At 65.3% G+C, this 14,011-nt stretch carries 13 protein-coding genes; 7 read left to right on the forward strand and 6 right to left on the reverse strand.

Annotated elements, in window-relative coordinates; translation table 11 throughout:
* Positions 1 to 222: 222 nt before the first annotated feature.
* The 5 genes from K7W03_RS24010 to K7W03_RS24030 all read right to left on the reverse strand — a co-directional run bounded on the left by K7W03_RS24010 (position 223) and on the right by K7W03_RS24030 (position 6,503).
* The gene (locus tag K7W03_RS24010) at positions 223 to 954 is read right to left on the reverse strand and encodes a DUF3142 domain-containing protein (protein WP_083199209.1); all 732 of its coding nucleotides are present in this window, start codon (positions 952 to 954) and stop codon (positions 223 to 225) included.
* 2 nt (positions 955 to 956) lie between these two features.
* On the reverse strand, positions 957 to 3,110 hold the full coding sequence (locus K7W03_RS24015) for a hypothetical protein (protein WP_065847608.1): 2,154 nt from the start codon (positions 3,108 to 3,110) through the stop codon (positions 957 to 959).
* Between the two features lie 94 nt (positions 3,111 to 3,204).
* Complete coding sequence (locus tag K7W03_RS24020; protein WP_222887538.1) at positions 3,205 to 4,257, reverse strand: choice-of-anchor A family protein; 1,053 nt, start codon at positions 4,255 to 4,257, stop codon at positions 3,205 to 3,207.
* A gap of 108 nt (positions 4,258 to 4,365) precedes the next feature.
* Entirely contained in the window at positions 4,366 to 5,532 is a 1,167-nt protein-coding gene (locus K7W03_RS24025; protein WP_226870458.1) for an iron-containing alcohol dehydrogenase, read from the reverse strand.
* Between the two features lie 83 nt (positions 5,533 to 5,615).
* On the reverse strand, positions 5,616 to 6,503 hold the full coding sequence (locus tag K7W03_RS24030) for a LysR family transcriptional regulator (RefSeq protein WP_065847605.1): 888 nt from the start codon (positions 6,501 to 6,503) through the stop codon (positions 5,616 to 5,618).
* 94 nt (positions 6,504 to 6,597) lie between these two features.
* Between K7W03_RS24030 and bla the strand changes: the two genes are divergently transcribed.
* Positions 6,598 to 7,494 carry a subclass B3 metallo-beta-lactamase gene (gene bla / locus K7W03_RS24035; protein ID WP_065847610.1) on the forward strand — a complete coding sequence of 299 codons (897 nt, stop codon included), beginning with the start codon at positions 6,598 to 6,600 and terminating at the stop codon, positions 7,492 to 7,494.
* A gap of 55 nt (positions 7,495 to 7,549) precedes the next feature.
* Here bla and K7W03_RS24040 read toward each other — a convergent pair whose 3' ends face one another.
* A complete protein-coding gene (locus K7W03_RS24040) occupies positions 7,550 to 8,431 on the reverse strand; it encodes a LysR family transcriptional regulator (RefSeq protein ID WP_061934106.1) in 882 nt (293 codons plus the stop codon).
* Positions 8,432 to 8,653: 222 nt separating this feature from the next.
* On the opposite strand from K7W03_RS24040, the gene K7W03_RS24045 reads away from it, so the two are divergent.
* The 6 genes from K7W03_RS24045 to K7W03_RS24070 all read left to right on the forward strand — a co-directional run bounded on the left by K7W03_RS24045 (position 8,654) and on the right by K7W03_RS24070 (position 13,776).
* On the forward strand, positions 8,654 to 8,890 hold the full coding sequence (locus tag K7W03_RS24045) for a hypothetical protein (RefSeq protein WP_025546856.1): 237 nt from the start codon (positions 8,654 to 8,656) through the stop codon (positions 8,888 to 8,890).
* Between the two features lie 6 nt (positions 8,891 to 8,896).
* On the forward strand, positions 8,897 to 9,781 hold the full coding sequence (locus K7W03_RS24050; RefSeq protein WP_065847603.1) for a bestrophin family protein: 885 nt from the start codon (positions 8,897 to 8,899) through the stop codon (positions 9,779 to 9,781).
* Between the two features lie 181 nt (positions 9,782 to 9,962).
* The gene (locus K7W03_RS24055; RefSeq protein ID WP_025546858.1) at positions 9,963 to 10,178 is read left to right on the forward strand and encodes a hypothetical protein; all 216 of its coding nucleotides are present in this window, start codon (positions 9,963 to 9,965) and stop codon (positions 10,176 to 10,178) included.
* 91 nt (positions 10,179 to 10,269) lie between these two features.
* Positions 10,270 to 11,004 (forward strand): cytochrome c oxidase assembly protein, encoded by a 735-nt coding sequence (locus K7W03_RS24060; protein ID WP_065847601.1) that lies wholly within the window; start codon positions 10,270 to 10,272, stop codon positions 11,002 to 11,004.
* Between the two features lie 134 nt (positions 11,005 to 11,138).
* Positions 11,139 to 12,434 (forward strand): O-acetylhomoserine aminocarboxypropyltransferase/cysteine synthase family protein, encoded by a 1,296-nt coding sequence (locus tag K7W03_RS24065; protein ID WP_065847599.1) that lies wholly within the window; start codon positions 11,139 to 11,141, stop codon positions 12,432 to 12,434.
* A gap of 73 nt (positions 12,435 to 12,507) precedes the next feature.
* Positions 12,508 to 13,776 carry a cation:proton antiporter gene (locus tag K7W03_RS24070; RefSeq protein WP_065847597.1) on the forward strand — a complete coding sequence of 423 codons (1,269 nt, stop codon included), beginning with the start codon at positions 12,508 to 12,510 and terminating at the stop codon, positions 13,774 to 13,776.
* Positions 13,777 to 14,011: the final 235 nt, after the last annotated feature.

Raw genomic sequence — 14,011 nt, forward strand, 5'->3', positions numbered from 1 at the left:
GCCGATGGTACTGTGGCTCAAGCCCCGGAAGAGTAGGGCGTCGCCAGGCATTATAGCTCGCGCTTCACATTAACCCATTCGCAATCTCCTGCGCCCAGGCGCAATGCCCCCCAAGCGCACCCCCTCAGGTCGCGCTGGCAACCGGCAAACCACCAGACCAAATCATACCTCAAACCCACCCTCCAACCCTGGGTAGATTTCCTGGAAGGAACCGGTTGAGAATCAATGGCCGTCAGAGCTGTTGCGGGATAGCAAGAACACCACATAGCCTTTGAATTGCGGATGACGCGATAGCATAGGCGGTGCCTGCCATGCTCCGCCCTCGATCAATGCCACGCGGAAGGGAATGGGGAAGCTTTCCATCCGGCGAAAATAATCCTCATAGCCGGGGATGGTGGTGCGACCCTGGTAGGTTTGGACCACAACCTCATCGATCAGGCCGGCGAGTCTTGCTAGGGCCCGCGGGTCGCCATGGGCGCTCCAGTCCATCAGGCCGGTGATCGACAGCCGCCAATGGCGGGGCAGGCGTTGCCGCAAATCACGCAGAAAATTGCCATAGCCGCCGATCCCGCGCGTAGCGGCATCGAAATCGACCTGGAGTCCGACAACCTCATTGCCTGCCTCGCGCCAGCGATGCAGATCGTCGAAGATCGTCTCGTAAACAGCATCATTCCAATCCAGCCGATCTGCCCTGACGACCAGCCAGATCTTCTTGCTCGGCAACCGGGGCATCCCCATGCGCAGCTTTTCCAGCCGGACGGGTCCCCTACGCCGAACCTCTCCGTCAAGAAGGTAGAGGATCTTCGCCCGGACATTCTTTGCCGGACGCACGCCAGGCCAGAGATAGAATGCCTCATGACCAGCCGGATCGACACGCTCCGCCTCCGTTTCGCGCCGACAGCCGGTCAACGCCAGCAGCGCCAGCAGCGCCATCGACCATCCGCTTGCACGCATGTTCACCAATAATAACGCAGGGACTTTGCCCATCGGCTGTCGGGATAGCGCTGCTTCAACTCGGTGAACCACGCCTTGCGATCGGCTTGAGGTGCCTGCGCCGCCTCCAATTCCTCATAGCTGCGATAGGGCCCGGTACAACCGTTAAAGCCAGACGGCGCATAGCACATCACGGCACGATACAGAGCATAGGCCCGGTCTTCAGCCGCCGCTCCCTTGTCCGCGATGATCGCGGCATAAATGTCCGCGCGAGACAGCGGGCGGCCGGAAAAGCCGTCCGGCCCATTGCCGAGGCTGAACCTGTCGCCACCTGCCTTGAACAGGCTGAAGCCATCGAAACCGTTCAGCCGATAGAAATCGCCCAGACACAACCGCGCCTTTGCATTGGCGGGAGCGTGCGCGAGAGTCGCGGCGGTTTGCGCTATGCTGGGGCAAGGAAAGCCGTCCGACCATCTGCCCTTTCGGAACAGCCCCACCGGAATCATGTCCTGCTGGGAGAAGTCCCATAGCCCGCCCTCGCTTCCCGCGCTGGCGGGCACTAGCGTAAGATCGCCGGTGAAATCGCCAAAGGCTCCTCTCGTCAAATCCTTGTAGAGCAAGGTGAAGCGCGCCACGTCCCGCTCGCGCACTGGACGCGTGCGATCATTCGCCGCCGCACGCAGGATGGATGGGCTTGCCAGGGTTTGCAGCAAAATCGTCCGGGTCATGCTGTCCGTGACAGGCGATCCGGGCGCGAAGACCTGCTCCAGCCGTCCATCGCGCTGCCAGCGGAGAGCAAGCCCCATTTCCACCAACGGCCGCTCATAAAGCGGGTTCGCCCCACGCAGCAGATCGCGCCAGAATCCCGCCTCGTTGGGATCGCGCGTTCGACCAAGGGCCATGCCGCGCAGCATCTGCCGGCTGAAAGCAAGCGGCGTGAAGCGGCTGCTGCGCGCCGCATCGGGCAGCAGCGCCAGGATCGCCTTCGGATCGTCCCCGGCATAATAGAGCCTGCTGGCCTGGAGCAGCCCGTAAAGATCGGCATGGGCGGTGAACTGGCTCTTCTGCGCCGCCAGCTCGGCGGCAGACAGGACGGCCGGATCGGCGCCCTGCCGCCGCATCCGCTTGAGATCGGCTACGGCCAGCAGCAGCGGCGTTCCGTTCTGGCTGCCGATGATCCGGCTCGCATCCTGACGTTCCAGCAGCTTGATGTCGATCTCCTCTGCAAGATCGGCTGCTGCCTCATCGTCGCCGGGCACCGTGGCCAGCAGCTTTTCATAGCTGCGGGCAAGCGCCGCCATGTCCCCGCTCAACCACGCCACGCGGCGCATCAGCCCTTCGGCCGATGCGGCATAGCGGCCCCTGGGATAGGCCTTGAGATAAGCGGAGATGGCGTTGCCCGCCTCCGCGACCGCGGCGCGATCGACCTTTTCGGGGCCAGCGAAATCGCCATATTCATCGACCGCCTGGGCCACCGCCGCGCGCAGGCCGATACGGATCGGCATATATTTCGCTGTTTCCGCGACCCATTGGCTGCGGGCGCGGGTCAATGGAACGAAGCTGTCTCGCGCAACCTGCCAGTCGCCCTTGTGGAAGGCCTCTGCCGCTTTCAGATAGGATAGATATTCGCGGCCCGGCCTGCTGGAGATCGCGGCATTTCCCCAATCGGCCGTGCCGCAACCGGTCTGTGCGCGCAGCCGCGCCAGTTCGGTGCGTTCCGCCTCCGGCAGGCCGGTCTCGACGGCAAGCGCGGCATTGAAGGCTGCCGTGGCTTCAGCGGAAGCCGCGCAGTCGGTCGCATGGCCGTTCGCCGCAGCGCCATCGCCTTGGCTGTCCCTTGCGGCTTCCGGCCAGAAGGCGGCGCGCAGGCCGGGCCATGTCATGAAGGTTCCACCGAATTGCGGATTGTTCATATCGGTCGCCGCGCCTTTGCGAGGGCCGTCCACGGGCCTCAGGCTTCGCATGAGCAGCAGGATGTTGATCCGCGTATCGTTGCCCGGGCTGATCGCCGCGCGTCCGCCGCAATCATAATCGGGGGAAGCCAATTGCCAGCCGGGCGAGCAGGAAGAGTCGGCGCAGGCCCAGAGAGTCCCGCCCAGGCCGATTGCCGATAGCGCCAGCGTCACCAGCGCGGCGGCGACGGGATGTTTGCGGTGAAACGCCATATGTCGGGCCATGGGGCGGTCCTGCCGATCATCTTCTTTCATCATCCGGCGCGAAGGTGAACAAAAGATCGCTTCCACGCAATGACGAAGACAGGAGACGCCGGCCTTACATTCCCCCGGCCGCTGCCGAACGACGCCGCCGCCTGGCGAAAAACAGCGCACCGGCCCCGAGGATGAAAAGCAGCCATGCCGGACCTTCGGGAACCGGCGTTCCTCCCGAACTGCCGCCGGGCGGCGTCACCGGCGGATTATACCCGCCATTATAGGTGCCCAGATGCATTTCCCCGTCCTGATCGAGGCTGCCGAACACAGCCGATCCCTGAATGTAATTGCTGCTATGGGCGGCCGCCCACGGCGCCAGGACGGAGCCGCCCCAACTGGTCGTCAGGTCCAGATTCTGCGCATCGCCAAAGTTCCAGATGACATGTTCGCCCAGTCCCGCGGTGCCGCCCAGGAAATTGTCGTTCAGGTTGATCGACGCTCCGCTTACATTGACGATGGCCGTATCCGCGCCATTCAGATGGAAGGCGATTTCCCCGATGGAATTGAGGTCGGCCGCCGTGATCGAAAAGACCGCCAGACCGTCCGCATCGGGGGCCGCGTTGAAGGTCGCCCGATTGCCGCTGATGTCCATCTGGCTGTTCGGGGAAAGGCCCGACAGGGTCGCGGACAATTGTTTCATGCTGCCGGCCAGGGTCGCTCCCTGGGCGGTCAGGTTGCCGATGAAGGCGGGGTCCGAACCGGCCAGTCCGGACTGCACCACATTCTGGTTGACGTTGGTGTTGTTGATCGTCCCGCCGACCTTCACCGTCTGGCTGGGGCCATTGAGGTTGAACCCGCTATCGACATTGCCGCCGATGACGGCGCCCGATCCGTTGTTCAGGTTCTTGACGCCGCCCGTGACGTTGCCGACCACGATCAGGCCGGGCTGACCGGTGGGGGAGGCGGTCGGCGTGCCGATCTGATAATTGGACGACGTGCCGGTCAGGTCGCCGCCCACGAAGGTTCTGCCTTCCACTTCGGAAGAGGAATCGAGGTTGCCAAGGACGATCAGATTCCATTCGCGCAGCGCGTCCGTGCCCGCGACGGGAGAAGCGAGGCCGGGCGAGGCTGCAAGGGCGGCAACACTGGCGGCGAAGAGAATGCTGAGCTTTTTCATGCGCCGACCCTATGCGACCGATCGCCCGACGCTAAGGGTTAAAGATGGTTAACATAGGGTTGTGCCGGATCGGGACATGCATGGCTACGACCTGCCTCGGGCCCCGGATCAAGGCCCCCAGGCCTGGCGATAAAGCGCCTGGATTTCGTCCGCGTCCGGCACGATGGGGTTGTTGCCGGGCGATCCGGAAGCGAGCGCCTGCTCCGCCATCAGCGGCAGCAGCGCGTCCCATTTGTCGGCGTCTATGCCGTAGGCGGCGGGCGTGGGGACACGGAGTTCCTCGTTGATGCGGGTCAGATCCTCGATCAGCTTGCCAACGGCGCCCTGGTCGCCCTCCTCCGCCGCGGCGACGCCCATGGCCCGCGCGCAATCGGCATAGCGCCGAAGGGCGCCCGGCGCCGAAAAGGCGGTGACAGCCGGCAGCAGCATCGCATTGGAAAGGCCGTGCGGCACGTGGAAATGCGCCCCGATCGGCCGGCTCATGCCATGAATCAGCGCGACGCTGGCGTTGGAGAAGGCGATGCCGGCCTGGGTCGAACCGAACATCATCGCCTCGCGTGCGGGGCGGTCTTCCGGGTCCGCCCATACGCGTCGCAGATGCGGCGCGATGGCGCGCATGGCCGATAGCGCGAAGCTGTCCGAAAAGGGGTTGGCCCGGCGCGACACATAGGCTTCGATGGCATGGGTCAGCGCGTCGATCCCGGTGTCGGCGGTCAGGCGCGGCGGCATCGTCAGCGTCAGTTCGAAATCGACCAGGGCGGCTGTCGGCAGATAGGCGAGGCCGGCCAGCAGCATCTTTTCGTCCGTCGTCTCATCCGTGACGATGGTGAAGCGCGTCGCTTCCGATCCGGTGCCGGCCGTCGTGGGTATCGCAATGACGGGAAGGCCGGGCGCGTCCTGGACATGGGGCACCTTATAGTCGCGGCAGACGCCGCCATGGACGGCGAGCACCGCGATCGCCTTCGCGCTATCGATCGGGCTTCCGCCGCCGAAGCCGACGACGCAGTCATGATCGCCCTCCTCCAGAAAGGCGCGGGCCTCCTCGATGGAGGCGGCGGTCGGTTCCGGCAGGGTGTCGGCAAATATGCGGGCGGCCATTCCCGCCTTGTGCAGTTCGTCCATCAGGGCATCGGCTCGCCCGCCGTCCTTCAGGAAGCGGTCGGTGACGATCAGCGGCCGCGACAGCCCCAATGTCGCCAATAGCGGGGCGAGTTCGCCGGACACGCCGCCGCCGACGCGAAGGATGCGCGGAAGCGCCGCCTGAAAGCCCATCATCTGTTCTCCGCCGTCGGTTCGATGGAAATCTGGACGATTTCGATGGGGCGGACAAGGCTCCATGTCGGGGCCGGAATCCGGTGCTATGGCGCGGTCGGCGCTTCTGCCCCGCCGCTGTCCGCAAGCCATTCGCGGAAGCGCCGCATCGCGTCGCTTTCAGGACGCGAGATGAGGCGCGTGAGCCAATAACGGCCCGCGTCGATCATGATCGGGAAGGGCTGGACGAGCAGTTCCGAGGCGAGTTCGCGCATGAACATGACGGGCGGCGCCAGCGCGACGCCCAGGCCGGCCATGGCGGCGGAGACCATCAGCGCCGAACTGTCGAAAACGGGCCCGCGCAGAAGCGGGGCGGCAACGCCCGCGGCCCCGAACCAGAGCGCCCATTCGTCCGGCCGGTAGGAACGCAACAACCGTTCATGGAGGAGGTCTGCAGGTGCGCTGAACCGCGCGGCCATGGCCGGCGCGCAAAGCGGCGTCAGCGGTGCTTCTAACATGGGTTCGGCATGGGTGCCATGCCATGCGCCGTCGCCGAAGCGAATGGCGAAATCCAGCGCTTCTCCCGCCAGGTCCACGCGATTGTTGTTGGTCGAAACGCGCAGGTCGATGGCGGGGTGGGCGCGGGCAAAGGCGTCCAGTCGGGGCAACAGCCAGCCGGTCGCGAACGTGCCGACGACGCCGACCTTCAACATCTCGCGAAAGCGGCCGCCGGCATATTGGTCGAGCGTCGCGCCCACGCGGTCGAACGCCTCCGCCAGCACGGGCACGAGCGCATGCCCCTCGTCCGTGAGCGCCAGCCCACGCGGCAGGCGGTGAAAGAGGCGGACGCCAAGGCGGCGCTCAAGCTGCGCGACATGATGGCTGACCGCCCCCTGGCTGACGCAAAGCTCAATCGCCGCGCGGGTGAAATTAAGGTGGCGCGCCGCCGCTTCGAAGGCGCGCAGGGCGTTCAGGGGAAGTTGGGCGCGATCCATGGCCCGTCATCAATTATTCTCATGGCTTTGTCGAGAAATCATGCTTTGTGCGCGAAAGCGTCCATCGGCATCCCGGCAGGGAAGGGAGATGAAGATGATCGCATCGATGGCCATGGCCGCATCGCTGGCGGTGAGTTCCGCGTCAGCGGCTGTCAGGACGGAACCGCATGGGCCCTTGCCTGCGGACGACCCCTTGACCCGCCCGATGGCGGTGGAAAGAGCCCGGGAGTGGCTTGCGCCTCTGCCGCCGGAGAAGATTTTCGGCAGCAGCTATCTGGTGGGTTTCGGCGGCCTGAGCGTCGTTCTGATCGACACGGGGGCGGGTCTTGTCCTGATCGACGGTGCGCTCCCGCAGGCGGCGCCGATGATCCTGAGGCATGTCCGCAAGCTGGGGTTCGATCCCAAAGACATCAAATTTATTCTGAGTACCGAGCCGCATTATGATCATGCCGGCGGGTTTGCGGCGCTGGCGCGCGCCACTGGCGCCACGGTGGTGGCCAGCCGGCGCGGCGCCGAGGGCCTGCGGGCCGGCGCACTTGCAAAGGACGATCCGCAATTCGATTATGGCGGCACCTGGCCGGCGGTGTCGCGGCTGCGCATCATGGATGACGGAGAAGTCCTGAGGCTGGGCCGCATATCCATCAAGGCGCATGCGACGCCCGGCCATACGATGGGCAGCATGACGTGGAGCTGGAACGCCTGTGAGGGCAGGGCGTGCAAGGAGATCGTCTTCGCGTCCAGCCTCAACCCGGTGTCGGCCGACAATTACCGCTTTACCGCGCCTTCCAGCGCCGCGATCGTCAGAGGTTTTGCTGTCAGCTACAGGCGCATGGGCATGTTGAAGTGCGACATATTGATTGCCGCGCATCCGGACAATGCCGGTCCTCGGCGGTATGACGGCTCGCCCGGCGCCTGCCGCCGCTATGCCGGGCGGTCACGCCGACTGCTGGCGAGGCGGCTCGCGCGGGAGCGGGAGGAGGCGGTGAAATAGGGGCGTCCTGCCCTTTCGATCCCATCGATGAAAGGCGGGATCGACGGAGAAGGCGTCATGATCCGCGCAGGCGGCGTGCGAGAAAGTTGAGGCACGAGCGGACCTTGGGTGAATTCAACTGGCCCGGCAGATAGAGCGCCGCGATGGTCGAGGGCGGCAGCGACAGGTCGGGCAGCACCGGCTCCAGCCGGCCGTTCTCCAGATCCTCCTGCACATCCCACAGCGACTTGATGCCGATGCCCGACCCCTCCAGCGCCCAGGCGCGCGCCAGTTCGGCATCATTGGTGTTCAGCGTCAGCCGCCATCCTGCCGCGCCACCCATGATCCTTCGCCACAGCTCGCCCTGCGACGCGCCCACGACGATCTTGTTGTGTCCCGCGAGATCGGCTGTCCGCGACGGGCGCCCGCGCCGGTCGAGATAGGCGGGGGCGGCGCAGAGCAGCCGGGGATTGTCCGCCAGCCGCTTCATCATCAGTGCGCTGTCGGCTGGCGGATCGAAGCAGATGGCGATGTCGTGCCCGCTGCCGATCATGCTGGTCGCTGGCTGATCGGACGTTTCCAGATGCAGGGTGACGTCGGGATGCAGCAGCGCATATTCGTGGAACAGCGGCGCCAGGCGCGCCCGCCCCGCGTCGATGGTCGTGACGATGCGCAGCGTGCCGCTCGCCTCCGTCGACCGGCGCATCAGATCGGTTTCCGCCTCCTCGATTGCGGTCAGGGCGTGGCCTGCCCGTTCATACAGCAGCGATCCTTCGTCCGTCAGGCTGAAATGCCGGCTGTTGCGGCGGACGAGCAGCACCCCCAGCCGCTGTTCCAGTTGGGACAGGCGGCGGCTGGTCGCGGCCAGCGACAGGCCCAGACGCCGCGCAGCCTCCGACAGGTTGTTGGATTGGGCGATCGTCACGAAGGATTCGATCTCGGCAAAGCGATCAGGCATGGGGACAAGCTAGGCCCGGCATGTTGCGATGCAACGGAAGTCAGGTTGCAAGACCGTATGTTTTCATTGCCGCGTCTCCGAAATAAGCCCGGACTGTTAGCGTTTCTTGCTCGTTTCACCCTGACGCAAGACTGGGTTGCACGGCGCGGGAAGCGTTGACCGCGCCTTTCGCAACGCATCATTTTCGCGGAAATCCCTGCATCTGGAAGAGGAGTTTCCGTCATGCCGCCGATCCGGCTTTCCCGCGCCGACGCCCTTGCCCCCATCGGATGGAACGACCTGGAGGCGCTGCCCATCTATGCCGCCATGCTCCTGGGCCTGGGCTGCCTTGTCCTGGCGCTGCTCGATGGCGTGCCGACACTGGAAGCCACGACGCTGAAAGCCGTCGGCATATTCGGCAGCCTTGCATTGCGCAACGCCTGGCTGAAGCTGGACGAACATGACGGTGCCGTTTCGTAACCTCTCATGATCATCGGTACCGCCCCACGCATCCGTCAGGGTTTCGAGCGAGCCTGGAGCGTGCTGGTCGCGCTCTTCTTCTGGGACCTGGCGGTCACCATCTTCTACTTCATCTCGCCGTTCAGGGCTCCGGCCCTGCCGCTTACCATCTTCGGCACGGCGCTTGCGCTGGTGCTCGGCGTGCGTGTCAATTCGGCCTATCAGCGCTGGTGGGAAGCGCGCATATTGTGGGGCGCGATGGTCAATGCGTCGCGCAGCTTCGCCCGCGCGGTGCTGGCCTTCCTGCCCGAAGAGGAGGAGGCGCAGGCCCTGGGACGTGAACTGGTGCTGCGCCAAGTGGCCTATGTCCACACGCTGCGCCGGCAGTTGCGGCGGCTGGAAACGGGCGGGGACATCCACCGCATATTGGGCCCGGGCGATCATCCGGAACTGGCCCGGCGCAATCCCGCCAACGGCGTGCTGGAGGGCAGCGGACGCCGTGTCGCCGGTCTGGTGCGGCGGGGATGGATCGACACTATCCAGCAAGGCCGGATCGAAGCCGTGCTGGTGGACATGGCCAATGCGCAGGGCGGCATGGAGCGGATCAAGAATACTCCGCTACCTGCCCAATATCGTGCCTTCCCGCAATTCTTCACCCGGCTTTTCTGCATCCTGCTGCCGATCGGGCTGGTGGAGACGCTGGGCGCGGCGACGCCGATCGGATCGGCGGTCGCCGGCTTCATGTATCTGGCGGTGCTCCAGATCGGGGACGATCTGGTCGATCCGTTCGGCAACAGCGTCCATGACCTGCCGCTCGACAGCATCACGACCGTGATCGAAGCGGACCTGTACGAGTCGATCGATCTGCCGCCGCCCGCCCCGGTGGAACCGGTCGATGGCGTGCTATGGTGAAGGCCGAATGCGGGGGTTGCCCGCGCTGCCCTGTTCCCCGCAAACATGGCCGAAAGAATTTTCTTCGCAGGTGCGGAACAAAATGGCCGGCCTGCCGTTTGTGGCCAGTTGGATGGAATTAACCATGAAAATGCGGGCAAAGCCGCATGACGGGCGCATGAACATCGCTGGGGGGACATGAATGTCGGACCATAAGAACGCCCTGATTCGCTCGATCGTCAAACGCGCTGCCGCCGAGAATCTGGAGATTTCCTTCACCACGCCGCCATTCTGGTCCCCCGTGTCGCGGGGGAATGCCGCCGCGATCCTGAACGCCATCCAGCAGCACCAGCCGTCCCATTGCGTGATGCGGCGGTCCAATGGAGACAAGGTCGGCAGCGTCCTGCTGCGACGATAGCGCAGCCGCGCGATGCACGATGCCGCGTCCGGGAACCAGCCCCGGCGCGAGCGGTTAAAGGGCGATCCGCAATTTCGCACGGAGGCAGCGCGTGGAGCCGGGATCAGGCTGGATACCCTATTGCGGCCCCGCGCCGGCGCCCGTGGACCTGCTGACCCGCTGGAACTTCGATCCGGTGCTGCTGGCAGCGTTCGGGCTTGCCATCATGGCGAGCCTCCGGCTGCGGTCCGCGGACGGGAGAAGCCGGTCCTTGTCCGCGATCCTGTTGCTCGCATTTCTGTTCATCTCCCCGCTATGCGCATTGACCTCCGCCTTGTTTTCGGCCCGGACCCTGCACCATCTCGTCCTGACATCGATTGTCGCCCCCTTGCTGGCCATGGCTTTTGCCGAGCGGCGAGCCGCGGGCGGCGTGGCCTTATGGACCTGCCTGCATGCGGCCGCTTTATGGTCGTGGCATATACCCGGCGCCTATGCCGCCGCGCTTTCCGATCATGCCGTCTACTGGACGATGCAGGGAAGCCTGCTGCTGACCGCGCTGGCGCTGTGGCGTGGGGTCATGGCCGCGCCGCTTCCTCTGGCGGTGACCGCTCTTCTGGCCACCATGCTCCAGATGGGCCTGCTGGGCGCGTTGCTGACCTTTTCGAGCGTGGCGGTCTATTCCCCGCATTTCATCAGCAGCTTGGCCTGGGGATTGACGCCGCTGGAGGACCAGCAGCTTGCCGGGCTGCTGATGTGGGTTCCCGGCGCGGGCCTCTATATCGCCGCTGTGCTGTTCCTGCTTTCGCGCTGGTTCAGGCAGGAGCGGGACGCCGCGGCCGCGGCATGACCGGCGCTTCGCGGCTGGCGCGCCGGAAGGGGAAGCTGGCCGGCTCCCCTGACCGCCGCGCGTGACGCAGCCTCTTGTTTTTGCCGGGCCGCACCGTCACCCTGACGCCGGATCAACGATGCTGCGGAGCCCCAATGTCCAGGAACAAGCCGAATCCGGAAACCCTTGCCGTTCATGCGGGATGGCGGGCCGATCCAGCGACGGGCTCCGTCGCGGTGCCGATCCACCAGACGACATCCTATCAGTTTCGCGACGCGGAGCATGCGGCCTCGCTCTTCGCGCTGCAGGAAATGGGCAATATCTACACGCGGATCATGAATCCGACCACCGATGTGCTGGAAAAGCGCGTCGCGGCGCTGGAGGGGGGCGCCGCCGCGCTGGCGGTGGCGTCGGGACAGGCGGCGTCGGCCTATGCGATCCAGAATCTGGCGCGGGCCGGCGACAATATCGTGAGTTCGACGGCGCTCTATGGCGGCACCTATAATCTGTTCGCGAACACGCTGAAGGACCAGGGGATCGAAGTGCGCTTCGTCGATCCGGCCGATCCGGAAGATTTCCGGCGGGCCACCGACGATCGCACGCGCGCCTACTATGCCGAAACCCTGCCCAATCCCAAGCTGGAGGTGTTCCCGATCGCGGAGGTCGCCGCCATCGGCCGGGAACGGGGCATCCCGCTCATCATGGACAACACGGCCGCTCCGCTGCTGTGCCGCCCGCTGGATCACGGCGCGGCCATTATCGTCTATTCCGCGACGAAATATCTTGGCGGACATGGCACGTCGATCGGCGGCCTGATCGTCGATGGCGGGAATTTCGACTGGGCCGCTCATCCCGAACGACAGCCGCTGCTGAACACGCCCGATCCTTCCTACCATGGCGCGATATGGGCAGAGGCGGCAAAGCCCCTGGGCCCGATCGCCTATATCCTGCGGGCGCGGGTCATCCTGCTGCGCGACCTAGGCGCGGCATTGTCCCCCTTCAATGCGTTTCAGCTGATCCAGGGTATCGAGACCGTGGCGCTGCGGATGGAACGGCATTGCGCCAATGCGGTCAGGGTGGCCGAACATCTGGCGCGCCACCCCGCCGTGACCAGGGTCATCTACCCCTCGCAACAGGATGGCCGCGCCCGGGCCCTTGCGGAGCATTATCTGACCGGAGGCAAGGGCGGGCTCGTCGGGTTCGAGCTTGCCGGCGGCATGGAGGCGGGTCGCCGCTTCATCGATGCGCTGGATCTTTTCTACCATGTCGCCAATATCGGCGACGCGCGCAGCCTGGCGATCCATCCAGCGTCCACGACCCATTCGCAGTTGAACGAAGCGGAGCAGATGGCGACCGGCGTGTCGCCCGGCTATGTGCGGCTTTCCATCGGGATAGAGCATATCGACGACATATTGGGCGACATCGACCGGGCGCTGGCCGCGGCAAGCTGACCTTCCGGGACGAAGGGGCGGACCGCCGGGCCATGTCGCGGCAACGCCGGCCGCGGCGGCGCGTTGCCCCCCCATGGAAATGCCGTTCACCGCGCCCGATCCCTATATTCTGGTCCTGACGGGCGCGGGGCTGCTGATAGTCCTGGTCGCATGGCTGCCGCTGGCCTTGAGGAAGCTGCCGCTGTCGCTGCCCATCGTCTGCATCCTGATCGGCGCCGCGATATTCCGCATCCCCGGCATCGAATTCCGACCGTCGCCGCTGGAATATCCGGATGTGACCGAACATTTTACCGAACTGGTCGTGATCATCGCCCTGATGGGCGCGGGACTGAAGCTGGACCGGCCGTTCGACTGGCGGCGCTGGATGGTGACCTGGCGGCTGCTCGCCATCACCATGCCGCTGGGCATCGCGCTCATCACGCTGTTGGGGGGCGTGCTGCTCGGTCTTCCCTGGGCCATCGCCCTGCTGCTGGCCGCCAGCCTCGCCCCCACCGACCCGGTGCTGGCCGCCGATGTCCAGGTCGGCCCGCCGCGCACGGGCGAGGAAGATGAAGTCCGCTTCGGCCTGACATCGGAGGCAGGCCTGAACGACGGCCTTGCCTTTCCCTTCGTTCACCTCGCCATCGCGCTCGCCCTGACGGGGAATATGGGGGAGTCATGGTTCGGAAAATGGCTTGGCCTGAACGTGCTGTGGGAGATCGTCGTCGGCGTGGGCGGCGGCTGGGCCGTGGGAAAGCTGTTCGGATGGCTGACCTTCCACATTCCGGCCGAGACGAAACTTGCCCGGACCGGAGACGGCCTGATCGCCATAGCCGCCACCTTCCTGTCCTATGGCCTGACCGAAATCCTCAACTGCTATGGCTTCCTGGCGGTCTTCGTGACGGCGCTGACCCTGCGCGCGTCGCATCGCGACCATGCGTTCAACGTGCAGATGCATGATCTTACCGAACAGGTGGAGCGCCTTTCGATGATGGCTCTCCTGCTTCTGTTCGGCGGCGCGCTGATCGGCGGTCTCCTGTCGCCGTTGCGCCCGTCCGACATCGTGCTGGTGCTGCTGATCCTGTTGATCGTTCGTCCGGTGACGGGTCTTGTGGGTCTGGCCGGCTTCAGGGCGGATCGGGTCGAAAAGCTGACCATCGCCTTCTTCGGCATAAGGGGCGTCGGATCTTTCTACTATCTGGCCTATGGTCTGAACCAGATGAAGGTGGGAGAGGCCAGCCGCCTGTGGGCGATCATCGGCCTGACCGCACTGATGTCGATCCTGCTCCACGGCCTAACCGTCACACCCGCCATGCGATGGCTCGACAGGCGTCAGGGGCGTGATCCGGACATGAGCGACTGACCGCATGCCCATGGCGCCGTTCCCCAGGCCGGCGGCGATCATCGGGCGGGGCGCAGCATTGCCGTCCCCAAGGGATTTGCGCAAGCCGGGCCGGTGGACCGCCGCCCGGAACGGATTTCAAGGCAGCAGATGATTCTGCCTGCCGGGAAGGCTTGTCTTATGACATTGCGGTCCGTTTGGGTCATGCTGGATTGCCCGGGCCGGGGTGGCCACCCCGGCCCGGGCGGAAGGGGAC

The sequence above is a fragment of the Sphingobium sp. PNB genome (genome assembly GCF_019873065.1).
Lineage (GTDB): Bacteria > Pseudomonadota > Alphaproteobacteria > Sphingomonadales > Sphingomonadaceae > Sphingobium > Sphingobium fuliginis.

Bases quoted from the DNA above. Each gene is read 5' to 3' on its own strand.
- K7W03_RS24070 (WP_065847597.1), top strand. From the start codon at position 12,508: ATGGAAATGCCGTTCACCGCGCCCGATCCCTATATTCTGGTCCTGACG.
- K7W03_RS24055 (WP_025546858.1), top strand. From the start codon at position 9,963: ATGTCGGACCATAAGAACGCCCTGATTCGCTCGATCGTCAAACGCGCT.
- K7W03_RS24045 (WP_025546856.1), top strand. From the start codon at position 8,654: ATGCCGCCGATCCGGCTTTCCCGCGCCGACGCCCTTGCCCCCATCGGA.
- K7W03_RS24050 (WP_065847603.1), top strand. From the start codon at position 8,897: ATGATCATCGGTACCGCCCCACGCATCCGTCAGGGTTTCGAGCGAGCC.
- K7W03_RS24020 (WP_222887538.1), bottom strand. From the start codon at position 4,257: ATGAAAAAGCTCAGCATTCTCTTCGCCGCCAGTGTTGCCGCCCTTGCA.
- K7W03_RS24025 (WP_226870458.1), bottom strand. From the start codon at position 5,532: ATGATGGGCTTTCAGGCGGCGCTTCCGCGCATCCTTCGCGTCGGCGGC.
- K7W03_RS24065 (WP_065847599.1), top strand. From the start codon at position 11,139: ATGTCCAGGAACAAGCCGAATCCGGAAACCCTTGCCGTTCATGCGGGA.
- bla (WP_065847610.1), top strand. From the start codon at position 6,598: ATGATCGCATCGATGGCCATGGCCGCATCGCTGGCGGTGAGTTCCGCG.
- K7W03_RS24030 (WP_065847605.1), bottom strand. From the start codon at position 6,503: ATGGATCGCGCCCAACTTCCCCTGAACGCCCTGCGCGCCTTCGAAGCG.
- K7W03_RS24040 (WP_061934106.1), bottom strand. From the start codon at position 8,431: ATGCCTGATCGCTTTGCCGAGATCGAATCCTTCGTGACGATCGCCCAA.
- K7W03_RS24015 (WP_065847608.1), bottom strand. From the start codon at position 3,110: ATGGCCCGACATATGGCGTTTCACCGCAAACATCCCGTCGCCGCCGCG.
- K7W03_RS24010 (WP_083199209.1), bottom strand. From the start codon at position 954: ATGCGTGCAAGCGGATGGTCGATGGCGCTGCTGGCGCTGCTGGCGTTG.